Here is a 17,510-nt window from a genome sequence, read left to right on the forward strand (position 1 = left end):
AACGTGTTCAAGGGAGGGTGGGGCATGGACCTCACTGTGCTCGCGTACGTCATCTACCTACTGATCAGCGTGGCGCTCACCGTCTGGGTCGCCCGCACGCTCAGCCGCAACGGGCGGATCTTCCTCGCCGACGTCCTGCACGGGAACGAGAAGCTCGCCGACGCCGTGAACCACCTGCTGGTGGTCGGCTTCTATCTGGTGAACCTCGGTTTCGTCACGCTGTACCTGAAGAACGCCGACGGGGTGGCCGACGCCCGCGAGCTCTTCGAGGCCCTCTCGGTGAAGGTCGGCGTCGTCCTGCTGGTGCTCGGCGTGATGCACCTGGGCAATGTGTGGGTGCTCAGCCGGATCCGCCGCCGCAGCGCCCTGGAGCGCGAGCAGACCCCGCCGGTCCCGCCGCAGGGCTGGACCCCGCCCGCGGCCCAGGGCCCGTGGACCGCCCCCGCGGCTGGCCGGTGAGCCCGGTGGCCGAGGCGGCGCCCGCCGGTCCCTCGGGCCAGGCGCCCGGGACAGCGCCCGCAGCGTCACCGGGGCAGGCGCCCGCGCCCGCCGGGGCGCCCTGGCCCGGCCCCGTACGGCGGCTCACCGTGCTCTACGACGCCCAGTGCCCGCTCTGCGTCCATCTGCGGGGCTGGCTCCAGCGGCAGCGGCAGCTCGTACCGCTCGATCCCGTACCGGCCGGATCGGCCGAGGCGCGGCGGCGGTTCCCGGAGCTGGACCATGCGGCGACGCTCCGGGAGATCACCGTGGTCGGCGACCTGGGCCAGGTCTACCGGGAGACCGCCGCCTGGATCGTCTGCCTGTGGGCGCTGGCCAGGTACCGCTCCCGCGCCCACTGGCTGACCACCCCGGCCGGGCGGCCCTTCGCCCGGGGCACCGTGCTGGCCGCCGCCCGCTACCGCTCGCTGGCCGTGCCGCCCTGCGCGCCCGGGGCGCGTGAGTGCGCCGCCCCGCCCGGCGGCGCGTGGGCTCCCCGATAACCTTGGACCCGTGGTGAAGGAAGAGAAGAACGTGCAGGAGAAGAGGCCGGCCAAGGCCGCGAAGAGCGAGCAGACCCGCACGCTGATTCTCGAAACGGCGCTCCGCCTCTTCGCCGAGCGCGGCTACGACCGGACGACCATGCGGGCCATCGCCCAGGAGGCGGGCGTCTCGGTCGGGAACGCCTACTACTACTTCTCCTCCAAGGAGCATCTGGTCCAGGGCTTCTACGACCGGATCGCCGGCGAACACGCGACGGCGGTCCGGCCCGTGCTGGAGGGCGACGGGGACCTGACCGTCCGCATCAGGGGCGTCCTGCTCGGCTGGCTGGACGTGGCGGAGCCGTACCACCGCTTCGCCGCCCAGTTCTTCAAGAACGCCGCCGATCCGGACAGCCCGCTCTCCCCGTTCTCCGAGGACTCGGCCGCCGCCCGCGACGCGGCGATCTCCATCCACGAGCGCTGCATCGCCGGGGCGGACGTCAAGAGCGATCCGGAACTGACTCCGCTGCTGCCGCAGTTGATGTGGCTGATGCAGATGGGGCTGGTGCTCTTCTGGGTGTACGACCGCAGCGAGGGCGCCGAGCGCAGCCGCCGGCTGGTCGAGCGCACCGCGCCGATCGCCGCCCGGGCCATCGCGCTCTCCCGGTTCCGGGTGCTGCGCCCGCTGGTACGGCAGATCCACGGGCTGCTGGTGGAGTTCCTGCCGGGAGACGGCACGGGTACGGCGACGGCCGGGGCGGGGCCCCGGCCGTCTCACTGACATCGGCCTGACGTCGGACCGACACGGCGCCCCCGGCCGTCGGCCGGGGGCGGGCCCGTCAGATCCAGGCCAGCTCCCACAGGCGCCAGGTGCCGGTGCCGTCGGAGAGGTACTGGGAGCCGGCGACCTCGGACTTGGCGACGACGTAGTCCTTCTTCTGCCACAGCGGCAGCAGCGGGACGTCCTCGCCGACGAGCGCCTGCATCTCCTTGAAGTCGTTCGAGGTGCGGCTGCGGTCGCTGAACTGCTGCGTGGCGGCGATCAGCTGGTCCATCTTCTTGCTGGAGTAGCCGCTGTGCAGGACGTTCCCGGTGCCGACGAGCGGCTGGCTGAAGGTGTCAGGGTCCGGGAAGTCGGGGAACCAGCCGACGGTGTACATGTCGTACTTACCGGCCGCGTACTCCTTCTGGTACTTCGTCCACTCCACGGCCCGCACCGAGACCTTGAAGAGCCCGTCCTTCTCCAGCTGGCGGCGCAGCTCGGCGGTCTCCTTGGTGTACATGTCGCCCTCGCGGTAGGCGAAGTCGATGGCGACCGGCGTCTGCGCCCCGGCCTGCTCCAGCAACTGCTTGGCGCGCGCCGGGTCGGAGGAGGGGTAGGCGTCGAAGAACGGGGTGCTGTGCCCGATGTAGCCGGTGGGGATCAGGGAGTACAGCGGGTCGACCGTGCCCTGGTAGACCTTCCGGACCAGCGGGCCCCGGTCGAGGAGCGCGGCGACGGCCTGGCGGACCTTCTTCTCCCCGAAGGGCGAGTCCGGCCGGGAGTTGAAGATGATGTTGCGGATCTCGGCGCTGGCCGCCTCGGTCACCCGCACGTCCGGGTCGTTGACGTTGAGGTTGGCGAGCGTCTCGGACGGCAACTGGCGGTGGGCGATGTCCACCTCGTCGTTGTCCCAGGACGTCTGCAGTTCCTCGGAGGTCTTGAAGTAGCGGATGTTGACCGCTTCGCCGGTCTTCTTGAGCGCGCCCCTGTACTTCAGGTTGGGGACCAGCTCGGCGCGGTTCCCGGACTCGTACGACTTGAGGACGTACGGGCCGGAGCCGTCGACCTGGTTGCCCGCACGGAGCTTGTCCCCGGGGTACTTGGTGGAGTCGACGATCGCCGCGGCGCCCGTGGCGATCTTCTGCGGGAAGGTCGCGTCCCGGCCGGACAGGTTGAACGTGATCGTGCGGCCCTCGGTCGTCACGGTCTCGAGGGTCGGGAAGAGACCCGCGGGACCGACCTCGGACTTGATCCGGAAGATCCGGTCGAAGGAGTACTTGACGTCCTCGGCGGTGATCTTGCGACCGTTGGAGAAGGTCAGGTCGTCACGGAGCTTGCACTGGTACGTCTGGAGCTTCTGCCCGACGAACCCGCAGCTCTCGGCGGCGTCCGGCTCCGGTGTGACGGCGTTGGGCTTGAAGGTCATCAGCGACTGGTAGATGTTGCTGTAGATCGCCCAGGAGCCCGCGTCGTAGGCGCCGGCCGGGTCGAGCGAGGTGACGACGTCCGACGTCCCGACCGTGATCGCGTCGCCCTTCGCCTCCCCCGAGGGGAGCAGTTGCCAGGCACCGACGCCCGCTATGACCAATACCGCGAGAATCGCGAGAATCCGTACCCGGACCGACCGCATTGCCGTGCTCTCCCTTACCAGCCCCACCACGGCGGTCGCGTTTGTGACGCGTACGTCGCCGCATGTTCGCGCTTACCCAATCACACGATTTTCACATCTGGAAGAGTAAATGGGGCACTCACAGCCTTTTGTTGGACACGTACGGGAGAGCCTGTCCGAAAAGGCTGTTTCGCGTCTCCCATCTGCGGGTTTTCGTAGCTGACGGTGACGCTTCGGTGTGGATTTCATGATGGTCGGCCGGAGCGTTTCGGGCCGTCGCACCCGCAACGCGCCTACGCCTGACGGGAGGCCAGCTCCACGACCGTGATGTCGGACGGGGCACCGACCCGGACGGGCGGGCCCCAGGCGCCCGCGCCGCGCGAGACGAAGAGCTGGGTGTCGCCGTAGCGTTCGAGACCGGCGACGGTGGGGTTGGCGAGCTCGGCGAGGAGGTTCCCGGGCCAGAGCTGACCGCCGTGGGTGTGGCCGGAGAGTTGCAGGTCCACGCCGTGCTCGACGGCGTCGTGGATGACGACGGGCTGGTGCGCCATCAGGACGGCGGCGCGGCCCCGGTCCCGGTCGCCCAGCGCGCGGCCGAAGTCGGGCCCCTGGCCCTCGGTCTCGCCCGCGATGTCGTTGACCCCGGCGAGGTCGAAGCCCCCGATCTCGACCCGGGCGTTCTCCAGCGGGACGAGACCGAGTTCGCGGACGTGATCGACCCACTGCTGGGCGCCGGAGAAGTACTCGTGATTGCCGGTGACGAAGTAGCTGCCGTGCCGGGCGCGCAGGGCGGCCAGCGGTTCGGCGGCGGAGCCGAGGTCCGCGACGGACCCGTCGACGAGGTCGCCGACGACGGCGACCAGGTCGGGCGAGGTCGCGTTGATCGTGTCGACGATCCGGCGGGTGTGGGCGCGGCCGAGGATCGGGCCGATGTGGATGTCGCTGACCACGGCGATCCGGAAGCCGTGGGCGGCGCGGGGCAGTCTGGCCAGCGGGACGGTGATCCGCTTGACGCTCGGCCCGCGCAGCACGCCGTACGTGCCGTACCCGACGGTGGCGAGCCCGGCGGCGGCCGCCGCGCCGCCGACGACCCGGGAGACGAAGAGGCGGCGGGAGGGGTGGGGGGCGAGTGCCCGGACGGGCGCGGGAGCCGGGGTGGTGCCGGCCGGGGCGGAGGCGATGGCTGCGCGTTCCTCCGCTGGTTCCGATTCCGGTTCCGCAACGGGGCCGGGAGCGTCGGATGCCGTACGCGCTACCGCTTCCGAGGGGGCCGACGCCCCGGTGGATCCTGAGGTCACCAGTTCTTCGGTACGGGGACGGGTCTCGTCCGGGACCGGGGCGAGGGTCCCGGAAGCGATCTCTTCGCGGGTTCCGGGAGTCGTTCCGCTTTCTGTCCCGCCCGGCCCGGAGCCACGCGCGTCACCCGCCCCGGCCCGCGCCGCGTCCCGCCGGGCGAGGACCCGCAGCAGAACCGGACGTACGACCTCGCCCACGAGCAGCGCCAGCGTCAGATAGAGCAGGCAGGCCAGCCACAGAAAGCCCGGCCAGGCCAGCACCTGCTGGAGCCAGAAGGGAGCACCCACCCGGCCGGACGTCATGGCGCCGACGCTCAGCAGGGGCAGCACGAAGGCCGCGACGGTGCCCGCCCGGCGCAGTCGGCTGCCGGGCGCCGTCGTGTCACCGACGAAGCGCCGCCACACATACCGGTGCACGGCGCCGAGCAGCGCCAGCACCACGAGCGCCACCAGGGCGAAGACCACTGCAGCCATCCGAGCTTCCCCTTGTTCCCGTCGTCACGCGCGCGTGTCGCGCAAAGCCCGGACTCCGCGCAACCCGATCACGCCGACCGCCGTCCCCAGAAGAAAGGACGTGATGGCGAGCAGCAGGTGCACCCAGAAGTAGCCGGTCGGTTCGCCCGCGTCGTCGAAGGCGAGGCCGCTGCCGTCCTGCCACAGGTTCTTGACGAAAGTGATCCAGATGAACCAGCTCCACACCCCGAACGCGAGCAGGAACCAGGACACGCGGCGGCTGAGCTTCATGGTTCCAGTATCGCCGCCGTCGCCCGGGCCCCTCCCCCGGGGTGGCGTCCGAACGGGGCCGTCCTGGCGTTCCCTGCGGCGGGTCAGCCGGTCCGGGTCCTCATCCGCATCGTGGCCCTGTACGTTTCCGACCGTGCCTGTTCTGAAAAAGATCGCCCTCACGGTCACATCCGCCGCCCTGCTGTCCGGTTTCGCCCTCAGTCCGGCCGCGGCGGCCGACAAGGACAAGGACGACGCCAAGCAGCCCAAGCCGCCGGGCGTCATGTCGAGCCTCGGCGGGGAGCGGCTCAGTGTGCCCGGCAGCCAGGTCAATCCGGGCCCCGGGGTGCCGGTGCTGCCCAAGGGGCTGACCGCCCGGTCGTGGATCGTCGCGGACGCGGAGAACGGAGACGTCCTGGCGGCGCACAACTCGCACTGGCGGCTGCCGCCCGCCTCCACCCTGAAGATGCTCTTCGCGGACACGGTGCTGCCCGCGCTCCAGCCCACCCAGACCCACAAGGTGACGGAGAGCGAGCTGGCCGGGGTCGGCGAGGGGAGCAGCCTCGTCGGGATCAAGGAGGACCACACCTACACGGTCCACGACCTGTGGCTCGGGGTGTTCCTGCGGTCGGGCAACGACGCGGTGCACGTGCTCTCCGAGATGTACGGCGGTGTCCCGCAGACGGTGGCCGCGATGCAGAAGCACGCGGAGGAGCTCCAGGCCCTGGACACCGTGGTGGTCTCGCCGGACGGGTACGACGCGCCGCGCCAGGTCTCCAGCGCCTACGACCTGACGCTGATCGCCCGGAGCGGGATGCAGAAGAAGGACTTCCGCGAGTACGCGGCGACCGCGTCGGCCGACTTCCCCGGCGAGAAGAAGAAGGGGAAGAAGCGCGAGTCCTTCGAGATCCAGAACACCAACCGGCTGATCACCGGGGACATCGGCGTGGAACCGTACAAGGGCATCGCGGGCGTCAAGAACGGCTACACCACCCACGCGGGCAACACCTTCACCGGCATCGCCGAGCGCAACGGCAAGGTCCTGCTGGTCACGGTCATGAACCCGTCGGCGGAGGAGAGCCACGCCGTCTACAAGGAGGCCGCCAAGCTGCTCGACTGGGGCTTCGCCGCGAGCGGCAAGGTGACCCCGGTCGGCGAGCTGGTGCCGCCGAAGTCCGTGGACACCGGCACCGGCACGTCGACCGGCGGCAAGGGAGCGGCACCCGCCGCCGGTGCGGACCAGGGCACGGGCGGCCAGGCGGAGGCCGCACACGCGTCGGCGGCCTCGAAGGGCTCCAGCGGCGTCGGCATCGCCCTGGCGATCATCGGCGGCCTGCTGGTGGCCGTGGCCGCCGCGGTGTTCCTGGTCAACCGCCGCTGGCCGCTGGCGGGTCTGGGCGGCCGCACCGCGCCGAAGCCGAAGGAGGCGGGCGCGGCGGCGGACGCGGCGGAGACCGCCGAGCCGGCCGCCGCCGTCGGCGAGAGCGCCGGGAAGCCCGCGGGCAAGGCCGAGACGGGGTGAGGCCGGCGGCAGGCCCTGGGCGGGGTGGAGCCGCCGGCGCCCCTTGAGCGCGGGTGGAGTCGCCTACGCCCCTCAGGCCCTGGCGTCGAACTGCCGTCGCACGGCAGACGGCAGTTCGACGCCAGGGTCTAAGGGCTGCCCCGTAATCCCTGGCGGGCGTGCGACGACAGCTACGGCACCTCGCCGCGTTGTCGGAACGCCCGAATACATCCAGTATGCGGACGTCCCTCCGCCTTGCGATGCACCGCATCTGACGCCGCACGCTGATCCACCAGGGATTACGGGACAGCCCTTAGGCGCGGGTGGAGCCGCCGGGTGCCTCGGCCCCGGCGGCTCCGGCGTCGGTGTCCCCTCCGGAGTCCGCCGCCCGCTCCGAGGGCCGGTCCGCCGCCTTCTCCTCACCCACGCCCTCTTCCTCCTTGCTCCCGGTCGCCGTCCAGGCGGCGCAGAACAGCAGCAGCTTCGCGGTGAAGTTGATCCACAGGAGCAGCGCGATCGGCACGCCGAACGCGCCGTACATGCTCTTGCCCGCGACCTCCCGCATATAGCTGCCGAGCAGCAGCTTGAGCAGTTCGAAGCCGACCGCCCCGAGCAGCGCCGCGACCATCAGCCGCCGCCGGGGCGGCTCCACGCCGGGCAGCAGGGTCAGCAGATAGAGCAGCAGCAGGAAGTCGGCGACGACCGCGACCGCCAGTGCGGCCACCCGCAGCAGCACCCCGCCGGCCCCGCCCTCGGGGATGCCGATCAGGTCGGCGGTCCGGCCGACCGCCACCGAGCCGATGCTGGAGACCGCCACGGTGGCGAGCACCGCGCCGCCGAGGCCGACCAGCAGCACCGCGTCCTTCACCTTGGCGACGACGGGGTTGGCCTCCTGGACGTCGTCCAGTTCCCAGACCGCGCGCAGGCACTCGCGCATCGAGCCGATCCAGCCGATCCCGGTGAACAGCAGCAGCGCACCGGCCACCAGGCCGACCGTGCCCGCGTTGGCGACGAGTCCATCGATGCCGAGCTGGTCGGAGATGCCGGGCACCTGGTCGGCGAGCTTGTCCTTGATGGTGTCGAGCTGCTTGTCGCTCAGCAGGGCGGCGGCGATCGCCGCGCCGACCGCGATCAGCGGGAAGAGCGCCAGAAAGCTGATGAAGGTGATCGCCGCCGCCAGCCTGGCCCAGTGGACCCGGTCCAGCCGCTCGTAGGAACGCCAGGCGTGCGTCTCCATCAGCCGGGCGGCCAGGGGCCCGATCACCGGGAGTTTCTTGAGCCAGTCCATGACCTCACGCGTACCCTCCTGGGCCCGGAACACCAGCGGCCCGCCCCGGACTCTCCCGGACCCGCCCGGCGGATCTCCGTCACCATGCGCTGACACTCACTCCATCACCCGTTCCGGTGAGCGAATTCACCAATGCCGCAAAGCGGATTTCTGGGGCGATACGGTCACCCTCATGTCCGTCGACACGGTGTCCTTGACCGGCTGGGGCCGCACCTCCCCGACGACCGCCGTGCGGTTCCGCCCCCGTGATCACGAAGAGGCGGCCGCCGTCGTCCGGGGGCGCGGGCCCCGGGGCGTCGTCGCGCGCGGGCTGGGGCGGTCGCCCGGGGACGCGGCGCAGAACGCGGGCGGCTCGGTGCTCGACCTGTCGGGCCTGGCCCGGATCGGCGGGGTGGACGCCGCCGCCGGCGTGGTGCGCTGCGACGCGGGGGTGAGCCTGGAGCGGTTGCTGCGGGTCCTGCTGCCGCTGGGCTGGCTGCCGCCGGTCCTGCCGGGGACCGGCAGGGTGACGGTCGGCGGGGCGATCGCCTCCGATCTGCCCGGGCTCGACCACCGGCGGGCGGGTTCGTTCGCCCGGCACGTGAGCGCCCTGGAGCTGCTCACCGCCGACGGCGAGGTGCGTACGGTGCTGCCGGGCACCGCCCTCTTCGACGCGACCGCCGGGGGCCTCGGGCTGACCGGGGCGATCCTGGGCGCCACGCTGCGCCTCCGGCGCGTCACGACCGGGCTGATGTCGGTCTCCACCGAGCGCGCCGGAGACCTGGACGATCTGCTGGCCCGTTTCACCGCGGGCGGCGACCGGCTGCCGTACGCCTCCGCCTGGGTCGACCTGATGGCCCGGGGCCGTGCGACCGGGCGCGGGATCCTCACCCGGGGGGAGCACGCGACCCCGGACATGCGCCCGGCGCACGCCGGGCGCACTCGGCTGGCGAAGCGCGCCGGAGGAGCGCCGGGGAAGCCCCTTCTCCCCGGTCTCCCGCCGCTGCCGGGCGGGCTGCTCGGCCCGGCGGCCGCGGCGGCCGCCCTGTGCAACGAGGTCCGCTACCGCACCTCGCCCCATGCGCGGACCGGTGAGCTGCGCCCGGTCCCCGCCTTCTTCCACGCGTCGGACGCCCTCCCCGACGTACGCCCGCTCTACGGCCGGGGCGGTCTGGTGCGCTACCGGTTCACCGTCGGGTACGGCCAGGAGGAGACCCTGCACCGGGTGGTGCGCCGGATCGCGGCGCGCCGCAGCCCGTCCGTGCGGGCCGTCCTCCAGCGGTTCGGGGCGGGGGCTCCCGGCCCGCTGTCGTTCGCCGCGCCCGGCTGGTCCCTGGAGCTGGATCTGCCCGCTGCCCTGCCGGGTCTGGCCCGCTTCCTGGACGGCATCGACGAGGAGGTGGCCGCCGCCGGAGGCCGGGTCTGCCTGGCGGAGGACTCCCGGATGCGACCGGAGACGGCAGCCGCGATGTACCCCCGGCTGGCGGAGTTCCGGGAGCTGCGGGCGCGTCTCGACCCGGCGGGAGCGTTCCGCTCGGACCTGTCGCGCCGGCTCGGACTCTGACCCGGCCCTTCCGCCCGTACTCCCCGAAAACCACAGGAGCTTTCCGTGAAGGATGCCTTCGGCGCCCCGCAGTCCCTGCTCGTCCTCGGCGGCACATCGGAGATCGCCCTGGCCACCGCTCGCCGGCTGATCGCCCTGCGCACCCGCCGGGTCTGGCTGGCCGGGCGCCCCTCCCCCGCCCTGGACGCGGCCGCCGCCGAGCTGCGCGGGCGCGGGGCCGACGTCCGTACCGTCGACTTCGACGCGCTGGACTCCGCCTCCCACGAGGTCGCCCTCGGCAAGGTCTTCGCGGAGGGCGACATCGACGTGGTGCTGATGGCGTTCGGGGTCCTCGGCGATCAGGCGCGGGACGAGGAGGAGCCGATGGCCGCCGTCCGGGTCGCCCAGACCAACTACACGGGGGCGGTCTCCGCCGGGCTCGTGTGCGCCGGTGCACTCCAGGCGCAGGGGCACGGTTCGCTGGTGGTGCTGTCCTCGGTGGCCGGGGAGCGCGCCCGGCGCGCGGACTTCATCTACGGCTCCAGCAAGGCGGGGCTGGACGCGTTCGCCCAGGGGCTCGGCGACGCGCTCCAGGGGACCGGGGTGCAGGTGATGGTGGTCCGGCCGGGGTTCGTGCGGACCCGGGCCACGGCGGGGCTGCCGGAGCAGCCGCTCGCGACCGGACCCGAGGAGGTCGCGGAGGCGATCGTCACGGGGCTGCGGCGCCGCTCGGAGACCGTGTGGGTGCCCGGCTCGCTGCGGGTGGTGATGGCGGCGCTGCGGCATGTGCCGCGCCCGCTGTTCCGGCGGCTGCCGGTCTAGGTCCTGTCGTCAAACTGCCGTCGTCGCCCGGAGGGCTGCCGTGCGACGCCCGGCACCGGCACGCACGGCCGCTCCACGGGCGCGCCGCCGCCTCCGCCCGGGCGTACGGCCCCGGGGCCGCTCAGGGTCGCAGCGAAGGGGCCGAGGACGACGCCTCGATGGTGTAGCCGCCCTGGGCGGGGACGGCGGGCGCGCCGCCGCCTCCGCCGAACGGGAAGTCGCGCAGCTTGCGCCAGACGGCGTCCGGGCCCTGCTCGTACAGCGCGAAGGAACCGCAGGTCCAGGCGGCCTCGTAGTCGGCGAGCTCCTGGTAGGCCCGGTCCATGGCCTCCTCGGCAATGCCGTGGGCCACGGTGACGTGCGGGTGGTACGGGAACTGGAGCTCGCGGACCAGCGGCCCGGAGGCGTCCCGGACACGCTTCTGGAGCCAGGAGCAGGCCGAGGCGCCCGCGACGACCTGGACGAAGACGACCGGCGACAGCGGGCGGAACGTGCCGGTGCCGGAGAGCCGCATCGGGAAGGGGCGGCCGGCCGTGGCGATCGTGTCGAGATGGGCCTCGATCGCGGGCAGGTCCGCCGCGTCCGCCTCCGTCGGCGGCAGCAGGGTGACGTGGGTGGGAATGCCGTAGGCGGCAGGGTCCCCGAAGCTCGCGCGGCGTTCCTGGAGCAGGCTGCCGTAGGGCTCCGGGACCGCGATCGAAACGCCGAGCGTTACGGTCCCCACGTCGTTCTCCTCCGTCGTCGATGGTCGGTTTTCGGTCATGCCGCGCGGGCCGGGTGTCCGGCCCGCGCGTTCCGCCGCCAGTGTGACCCCTGCGGCCATGATCTCGCCAGGGTCCTTGGACTCAGTGCTTCGCGGGCAGGAAGCCCATCCGGTCGTACGTCTGTGCCAGCGTCTCCGCGGCGACCGCCCTGGCCTTCTCCGCTCCCTTGGCCAGGATGGAGTCCAGCGTCTCCGGGTCGTCCAGATATTCCTGGGTGCGGGCCCGGAAGGGAGTGACGAATTCCACCATGGCTTCGGCCAGGTCGGTCTTCAGCGCGCCGTAGCCCTTGCCCTCGTAACTGCGTTCCAGATCGTCCACGGGGCTGCCCGAGAGGGTGGAGAGGATCGTGAGCAGGTTGCTGACGCCCGGCTTCTTCTCCTCGTCGAAGCGGATCACCGTGTCGGTGTCGGTGACCGCGCTCTTCACCTTCTTGGCGGTGACCTTCGGGTCGTCCAGCAGGTTGATGAGGCCCTTCGGCGTGGACGCCGACTTGCTCATCTTGACCGCCGGGTCCTGGAGGTCGAAGATCTTCGCCGTCTCCTTGAGGATGTACGGCGCGGGGACGGTGAACGTCTGCCCGTACCGGCCGTTGAACCGCTCGGCGAGGTCGCGGGTCAGCTCGATGTGCTGGCGCTGGTCCTCGCCCACCGGGACCTGGTTCGCCTGGTAGAGCAGGATGTCGGCGACCTGGAGCACCGGGTAGGTGAAGAGGCCGACGGTGGCCCGGTCGGCGCCCTGCTTGGCGGACTTGTCCTTGAACTGCGTCATCCGGGAGGCCTCGCCGAAGCCGGTGAGGCAGTTCATCACCCAGCCGAGCTGGGCGTGCTCGGGCACATGGCTCTGGACGAAGAGCGTGCAGCGCTCCGGGTCCAGGCCGGCCGCCAGCAGCTGCGCCACCGCGAGGCGGGTGTTGGCCCGCAGCTCGGCGGGGTCCTGCGGGACCGTGATCGCGTGCAGGTCCACGACCATGTAGAAGGCGTCGTGGCTCTCCTGCAGCGCCACCCACTGGCGCACCGCGCCCAGGTAGTTGCCGAGGTGGAACGAGCCCGCGGTGGGCTGGATCCCGGAGAGCACGCGCGGACGGGCGGCCGCACCGGTGCGGCCCGTCTGCGGCTGGTCGGTGGTGAGCGAAGGGCGATCAGAGGCCATGGCCCCATTGTCTCAGGTGCCCGGGGCGTCTCCGGCAGCCGGTGCGGGGCGGGAAGGGCGCGTCACCGCACGGTCCCGGAGCACGGGAGCGCACGGCTGAGACGAACCCCACATTCCGGTGCGCCCGGCGTACGACGGCGGGCGCGCCGCCGGATCAAGGTTTCCCGGCGCGAGGACCGGCCGACGATACAAAGTGGGCACCACCCGCCGCCCAGCCGCACGACGAACGGAGATCCCGTGTCGACCACGGAAACCGCCATCGCCTCCGCCGAGGCGCACAGCGCGCACAACTACCACCCGCTGCCGGTCGTCGTGGCCTCCGCCGAGGGCGCCTGGATGACCGATGTCGAGGGCCGCCGCTACCTCGACATGCTCGCCGGATACTCGGCGCTCAATTTCGGCCATGGCAACCGTCGCCTGATCGACGCGGCCAAGGCTCAGCTGGACCGCGTCACGCTGACGTCCCGGGCCTTCTACCACGACCGGTTCGCCGACTTCTGTACGGAGCTGGCGGCGCTGTGCGGCATGGAGTCGGTGCTGCCGATGAACACCGGGGCGGAGGCCGTGGAGACCGCGGTGAAGACCGCCCGCAAGTGGGGCTACCGGGTCAAGGGCGTACCGGACGGCATGGCCAAGATCATCGTGGCCTCGGACAACTTCCACGGCCGTACGACGACGATCGTCAGCTTCTCCACCGACCCGGAGGCGCGGGCCGACTTCGGCCCGTACACCCCCGGCTTCGAGATCGTGCCGTACGGGGATCTCACCGCGATGCGGGAGGCGATGACCGAGAACACCGTGGCGGTGCTGATCGAGCCGGTCCAGGGCGAGGCGGGGGTGCTGGTGCCGCCGGCCGGTTATCTCCCCGGCGTGCGGGAGCTGACCCGCGAGCGGAACGTGCTGTTCGTCGCGGACGAGATCCAGTCGGGCCTGGGCCGGACCGGGAAGACGTTCGCGCTGGACCACGAGGGTGTGGTGCCGGACATGTACGTGCTGGGAAAGGCTCTGGGCGGCGGGGTGGTGCCGGTCTCCGCGGTGGTCTCGTCGGCGGATGTGCTCGGGGTGTTCCGGCCCGGCGAGCACGGCTCCACGTTCGGCGGGAACCCGCTGGCGTGCGCGGTGGCGCTGGAGGTGGTCGCGATGCTGCGGACCGGCGAGTACCAGCAGCGGGCGGCCGAGCTGGGCGAGCATCTGCACCGGGAGCTGGGCCTGTTGACGGGCGGCGGCGCGGTGGAGGCGGTGCGCGGCCGGGGGCTGTGGGCGGGCGTGGACATCGCTCCGGCGCTGGGCACCGGCCGGGAGATCTCCGAGAAGCTGATGGAGGAGGGGGTGCTGGTCAAGGACACCCACGGCTCGACGATCCGGATCGCCCCGCCGCTGGTGATCTCCAAGGAGGACCTGGACTGGGGCCTGGACCGGCTGCGGGCGGTGCTGAGCGCCCGGTAGGACGCGGATTCCGCGGAAGGACTCAGAGGATGACGTGGGGCAGGAAGCGGGCGTACTCGTCCGTGACCGGCCCCGCCGACTCCCGGATGCCGAGCCCCGCCGCCTCGTCCTCGACCGTCCACGCGCCGAGCACCACCCGGTTGCCGTCGATCTCGGGCAGCGGGGCCAGCTCCTGGTAGCAGCACGGCTCGTCGCGCGGGACGGACGGGGAGCCGGGGGCGTGCAGGTCGACCCCGGCGCCCTCGCGGCCGAGCAGCGGCTTGGACACATACCCCGCCCCGCCGGGTCCGGCCAGCTCGCGCGGACCGTCGAGATAGGCGGGCAGCAGGTTCGGGTGGCCGGGGTACAGCTCCCAGAGGACCGCCAGCAGCGCCTTGTTGGAGAGCAGCATCTTCCAGGCGGGCTCGATCCAGCAGGTGGTTCCGGAGCCGCCGCCGTTGTCGAGGGTGTCCAGGACCTGCGGGCCGAAGCGGTCCGTGGCCAGCCACTCCCAGGGATAGAGCTTGAAGCAGCTGCGGATGAAGCGCAGCCGGTCGTCGACGAACCGGCCCGACAGCCGGTCCCAGCCGATCTCCTCGACGGAGAGCGCGTGCGTCTCCAGACCGGCCTGGTCGGCGGTCTCGCGCAGATACGCGACCGTCATCAGGTCCTCGCCCGCCTCGTCACCGTCGGAGTGGACGAAGTGCAGCGGGCCCGGCGGCAACAGGGGCGCCTGCCGCTTCCAGGCGTCGACGAGCCGCTCGTGCAGGGAGTTCCACTGGTCGGCACCGGGGAACCGGTCCTCCATCCAGAACCACTGCGCGCTGGCCGCCTCCACCAGCGAGGTCGGGGTGTCGGCGTTGTACTCCAGCATCTTCGCCGGCCCGCTCCCGTCGTACCGCAGGTCGAACCGCCCGTACACGGAGGGCAGTTCGGCGCGGCGGTGCCAGGACTCGGCGACCAGTCCGGCCAGCCGGGGGTCGGTGATGCCGAGGTCGGCGAACCGGTTCTGCTCGACGATGTGCGCGGCGGCGGCCAGGCTCATCCTGTGCAGTTCCTCGACGACCTCCTCCAGCGCCTCGACCTCTGGCAGCGAGAAGACGTAGTAGGCGCTCTCGTCCCAGTACGGGCGCAGCGAGTCGTCCGGGTAGCGGGTGAGCGGGTAGACGACGCCCTGCGACTCCACGGTCTCCTGCCAGCCGGGGCGCGGCTCGATCGTGCGGCGCTCCATCGCGGCTCAGCCCCCGCCGGACTTCGAGCAGCCGAAGCCGCCGCGGTCGACCGCGGACTTGTCGAAGCTGCCGCCCTGCACCTTGCCGTCGTAGCTGCTGGTGCTGCCGCCGTAGTAGTACGAACCCCGGCCGCCGCCGGAACCGCCCGAGCCGCCGCTGCCGCCCCGGCACTCGTAACTGGGCAGGGGCTCGCGGGTCGTGCGGTCGGCGCAGCGCTTGTCCGGCTCCGAGCCGCAGGACGTGATCGTCAGGGCGAGCAGCCCCATGCCGCCGAGCACGACCGTGCTCGACCTCAGCCTTCGTCCGGCCATGTTCGGTTCTCCCCCGTGATACGTGTTCCGGTCCCGGCCGCATCTTGGCAACCGGACCTCTTGTCAGACTAGTTCGACGGGTGGCCGATTCGAAACCCGCGTACGGGCGCGGCCCTACGGCAGCACCCGGCACAGGGCGTCCAGCGCGCCCGCCCAGGCGCTCTCGGAGGGCGAGCCGTAGCCGATCACCAGGGCGTCGCGGGTGGCCGGGGCGTCCGGGTGGCGGTAGCGGGACAGGCCCTCCAGCGCCAGGCCCTGGAAGGCCGCCGCCTGGACCACGGAGCGCTCGGCGCCCGCGGGGAGTTCGAGGACCGCGTGCAGCCCGGCCGCGATCCCGCTGACCTCGATGCCGGGCGCACGGTCGGCGAGCGCGGCGACGAGCTGGTCGCGGCGGCGGCGGTAGCGCAGCCGCATGGAGCGCACATGCCGGTCGTACGCGCCCGAGGCGATGAACTCCGCGAGGGTCAGCTGGTCGGGCGAGCCGGAGACCCGGTCGGCCATGCCCTTCGCCGCCACCACCTCGCCGACCAGGTGCCGGGGCAGCACCATCCAGCCCAGCCGGAGCCCCGGGGCCAGCGACTTGCTGGCGGTGCCGAGATAGACCACCCGTTCCGGATCGAGGCCCTGGAGCGCCCCCACCGGCTGCCGGTCGTACCGGAACTCCCCGTCGTAGTCGTCCTCCAGGATCAGCCCGCCGGTGGAGCGGGCCCAGTCGACGGCGGCGGCCCGCCGGTCCGGGTGCAGCGGTACACCGGTGGGGAACTGGTGCGCCGGGGTCAGCAGGACCGCCCCCGCGCCGCGCAGCGCGGCCAGGTCGCCGGTCCGGGAACCGTGCTCGTCCAGCGGCAGGCACGGGATGCGCAGCCTGGCGTCGGTGAGGAGGTCGGTGTGGAGGTCGAGGCCGTACGACTCGACGGCGACCTCCCGGACCCGGCGGCGGTGCAGCACCCGGCCCAGCAGTGCGAGGCCGTGGGCGAAGCCGGCGCAGATCACGATGCGCTCCGGGTCGGCGTACACCCCCCGGGCCCGGGCGAGGTACTCGGCCAGCACGGTGCGCAGTTCGGCGCGGCCCTGGGGGTCGCCGTAGCCGAAGACCTCGTCGGGCGCGGCGGTGAGCGCCTTGCGGGCGGCCTTGAGCCAGGCCGTGCGCGGGAAGCCGGACAGGTCGGGTGTGCCGGGCTTGAGGTCGTACCCGGCACCGGACGGGGCCGGCCGGGCGGGGGCGGCCGCCGGGTCCGGGCGGCGCGGTGCGGACCGCTGGGCGACCCGGGTCCCCGAGCCCTGGCGGGCGGTGAGCCAGCCCTCGGCGACCAGTTCGGCGTAGGCGTCGGCGACCGTGTTGCGGGCGACGCCCAGGTCGGCGGCGAGCGCCCGGGAGGACGGCAGCCGGGTGCCGGGGGCGAGGCGGCCGGTGCGCACGGCCTCCCGCAGCGCCTCCATCAGACCGCTGCGCAGGCCCTGGCCGACCGGCTCCAGATGCAGGTCCGCGCCGAAAGTGGCCCAGGAATCCATCATGCCAATGGACCATACCGGCGGGCCATCCAGACCGTAACGTCGTCTCCATGACCACCACGCACGCACACCACCACGCCCCCGCCGAGCTCGCCCCCGAGGAGCCGCGGCGGATCTCCGTCTCCGAGCTGCTCCCCGACGTCTACAAGGCGATGGTCCGGCTCGACATCGCCGCCCGCCAGGGGCTGGACCCCGTCCTGGTCGAGCTGGTGAAGATCCGCGCCTCGCAGCTCAACCAGTGCGCGTTCTGCCTGGACATGCACAGCAAGGACGCGCTCGCGGCGGGCGAGTCCGCCGAGCGGATCGTCCAGCTCAGCGCCTGGCGGGAGTCGCGGCACTTCTACACGGAGAAGGAGCTGGCGGCGCTCGCGCTGACCGAGGCGGTCACCGTGCTCACCGACGGGTTCGTCCCGGACGAGGTGTACGCGGAGGCCTCCGCGCACTTCGAGGAGACCGAGCTGGCCCAGCTGATCGCGGCGATCACCGTGATCAACGCCTGGAACCGGTTCGGTGTCACCGGCCGACTGGCCCCGGGCCACTACACGCCGGGCGACTTCAAGAGCTGACGACGCGCGAGCGCCCCCGGCAGCGGCTGCTGCCGGGGGCGTTCGACGTGCTGCGGGTGCGGGTGGTGC

17 protein-coding genes are annotated in these 17,510 nt (G+C 72.4%); 8 read left to right on the top strand and 9 right to left on the bottom strand.

The features are described 5' to 3' along the window. Nucleotides 1-24: 24 nt before the first annotated feature. The 3 genes from IE145_RS02175 (at nt 25) to IE145_RS02185 (ending at nt 1,740) form a co-directional block, all read left to right on the top strand. Nucleotides 25-459, top strand: coding sequence for a hypothetical protein (locus IE145_RS02175; protein WP_189518259.1), 435 nt, complete (start codon nt 25-27; stop codon nt 457-459). Between the two features lie 128 nt (nt 460-587). Further along, entirely contained in the window at nt 588-980 is a 393-nt protein-coding gene (locus tag IE145_RS02180) for a thiol-disulfide oxidoreductase DCC family protein (RefSeq protein WP_189518621.1), read from the top strand. A 10-nt stretch (nt 981-990) separates the two neighbouring features. Continuing rightward, nucleotides 991-1,740, top strand: coding sequence for a TetR/AcrR family transcriptional regulator (locus IE145_RS02185; RefSeq protein ID WP_189518261.1), 750 nt, complete (start codon nt 991-993; stop codon nt 1,738-1,740). Between the two features lie 58 nt (nt 1,741-1,798). On the opposite strand, the gene IE145_RS02190 is transcribed toward IE145_RS02185, so the two are convergent. The 3 genes from IE145_RS02190 to IE145_RS02200 form a co-directional block, all read right to left on the bottom strand. Beyond that, nucleotides 1,799-3,352 carry an ABC transporter substrate-binding protein gene (locus IE145_RS02190; RefSeq protein ID WP_189518263.1) on the bottom strand — a complete coding sequence of 518 codons (1,554 nt, stop codon included), beginning with the start codon at nt 3,350-3,352 and terminating at the stop codon, nt 1,799-1,801. 272 nt (nt 3,353-3,624) lie between these two features. After that, nucleotides 3,625-5,091 (bottom strand): metallophosphoesterase, encoded by a 1,467-nt coding sequence (locus IE145_RS02195; RefSeq protein ID WP_189518623.1) that lies wholly within the window; start codon nt 5,089-5,091, stop codon nt 3,625-3,627. 33 nt (nt 5,092-5,124) lie between these two features. Beyond that, nucleotides 5,125-5,370 carry an SCO4848 family membrane protein gene (locus IE145_RS02200; RefSeq protein ID WP_030798663.1) on the bottom strand — a complete coding sequence of 82 codons (246 nt, stop codon included), beginning with the start codon at nt 5,368-5,370 and terminating at the stop codon, nt 5,125-5,127. A 133-nt stretch (nt 5,371-5,503) separates the two neighbouring features. Between IE145_RS02200 and IE145_RS02205 the strand changes: the two genes are divergently transcribed. Next, a complete protein-coding gene (locus tag IE145_RS02205) occupies nt 5,504-6,871 on the top strand; it encodes a D-alanyl-D-alanine carboxypeptidase family protein (RefSeq protein ID WP_229825209.1) in 1,368 nt (455 codons plus the stop codon). Nucleotides 6,872-7,163: 292 nt separating this feature from the next. On the opposite strand, the gene IE145_RS02210 is transcribed toward IE145_RS02205, so the two are convergent. Further along, a complete protein-coding gene (locus tag IE145_RS02210) occupies nt 7,164-8,138 on the bottom strand; it encodes a YihY/virulence factor BrkB family protein (RefSeq protein WP_189518267.1) in 975 nt (324 codons plus the stop codon). Between the two features lie 172 nt (nt 8,139-8,310). Here IE145_RS02210 and IE145_RS02215 point away from each other — a divergent pair, with 172 nt between their 5' ends. After that, entirely contained in the window at nt 8,311-9,681 is a 1,371-nt protein-coding gene (locus tag IE145_RS02215; RefSeq protein ID WP_189518269.1) for an FAD-binding oxidoreductase, read from the top strand. Nucleotides 9,682-9,726: 45 nt separating this feature from the next. Beyond that, nucleotides 9,727-10,482, top strand: coding sequence for a decaprenylphospho-beta-D-erythro-pentofuranosid-2-ulose 2-reductase (dprE2, locus tag IE145_RS02220; protein ID WP_189518271.1), 756 nt, complete (start codon nt 9,727-9,729; stop codon nt 10,480-10,482). A gap of 121 nt (nt 10,483-10,603) precedes the next feature. On the opposite strand, the gene IE145_RS02225 is transcribed toward dprE2, so the two are convergent. Then, nucleotides 10,604-11,206, bottom strand: a complete 603-nt coding sequence (locus IE145_RS02225) for a 2'-5' RNA ligase family protein (protein ID WP_189518273.1) — start codon at nt 11,204-11,206, stop codon at nt 10,604-10,606. Nucleotides 11,207-11,327: 121 nt separating this feature from the next. Continuing rightward, entirely contained in the window at nt 11,328-12,320 is a 993-nt protein-coding gene (gene trpS, locus IE145_RS02230; protein ID WP_097875926.1) for a tryptophan--tRNA ligase, read from the bottom strand. A gap of 312 nt (nt 12,321-12,632) precedes the next feature. On the opposite strand from trpS, the gene rocD reads away from it, so the two are divergent. Beyond that, a complete protein-coding gene (gene rocD, locus IE145_RS02235) occupies nt 12,633-13,841 on the top strand; it encodes an ornithine--oxo-acid transaminase (protein WP_189518275.1) in 1,209 nt (402 codons plus the stop codon). A 22-nt stretch (nt 13,842-13,863) separates the two neighbouring features. Here rocD and IE145_RS02240 read toward each other — a convergent pair whose 3' ends face one another. From IE145_RS02240 to pdxR, 3 genes are all read right to left on the bottom strand, one after another. Next, on the bottom strand, nt 13,864-15,051 hold the full coding sequence (locus IE145_RS02240; protein WP_189518276.1) for a glutathionylspermidine synthase family protein: 1,188 nt from the start codon (nt 15,049-15,051) through the stop codon (nt 13,864-13,866). 6 nt (nt 15,052-15,057) lie between these two features. Then, nucleotides 15,058-15,363, bottom strand: a complete 306-nt coding sequence (locus tag IE145_RS02245; protein ID WP_006127010.1) for a hypothetical protein — start codon at nt 15,361-15,363, stop codon at nt 15,058-15,060. Between the two features lie 114 nt (nt 15,364-15,477). Then, a complete protein-coding gene (pdxR, locus tag IE145_RS02250; protein ID WP_189518278.1) occupies nt 15,478-16,878 on the bottom strand; it encodes a MocR-like pyridoxine biosynthesis transcription factor PdxR in 1,401 nt (466 codons plus the stop codon). 47 nt (nt 16,879-16,925) lie between these two features. On the opposite strand from pdxR, the gene IE145_RS02255 reads away from it, so the two are divergent. Beyond that, entirely contained in the window at nt 16,926-17,441 is a 516-nt protein-coding gene (locus IE145_RS02255) for a carboxymuconolactone decarboxylase family protein (RefSeq protein ID WP_189518280.1), read from the top strand. Nucleotides 17,442-17,510: the final 69 nt, after the last annotated feature.

Origin of the sequence: Streptomyces sindenensis (genome assembly GCF_014649035.1) — a bacterium.
Classification (GTDB): Bacteria; Actinomycetota; Actinomycetes; order Streptomycetales; family Streptomycetaceae; genus Streptomyces; species Streptomyces sindenensis.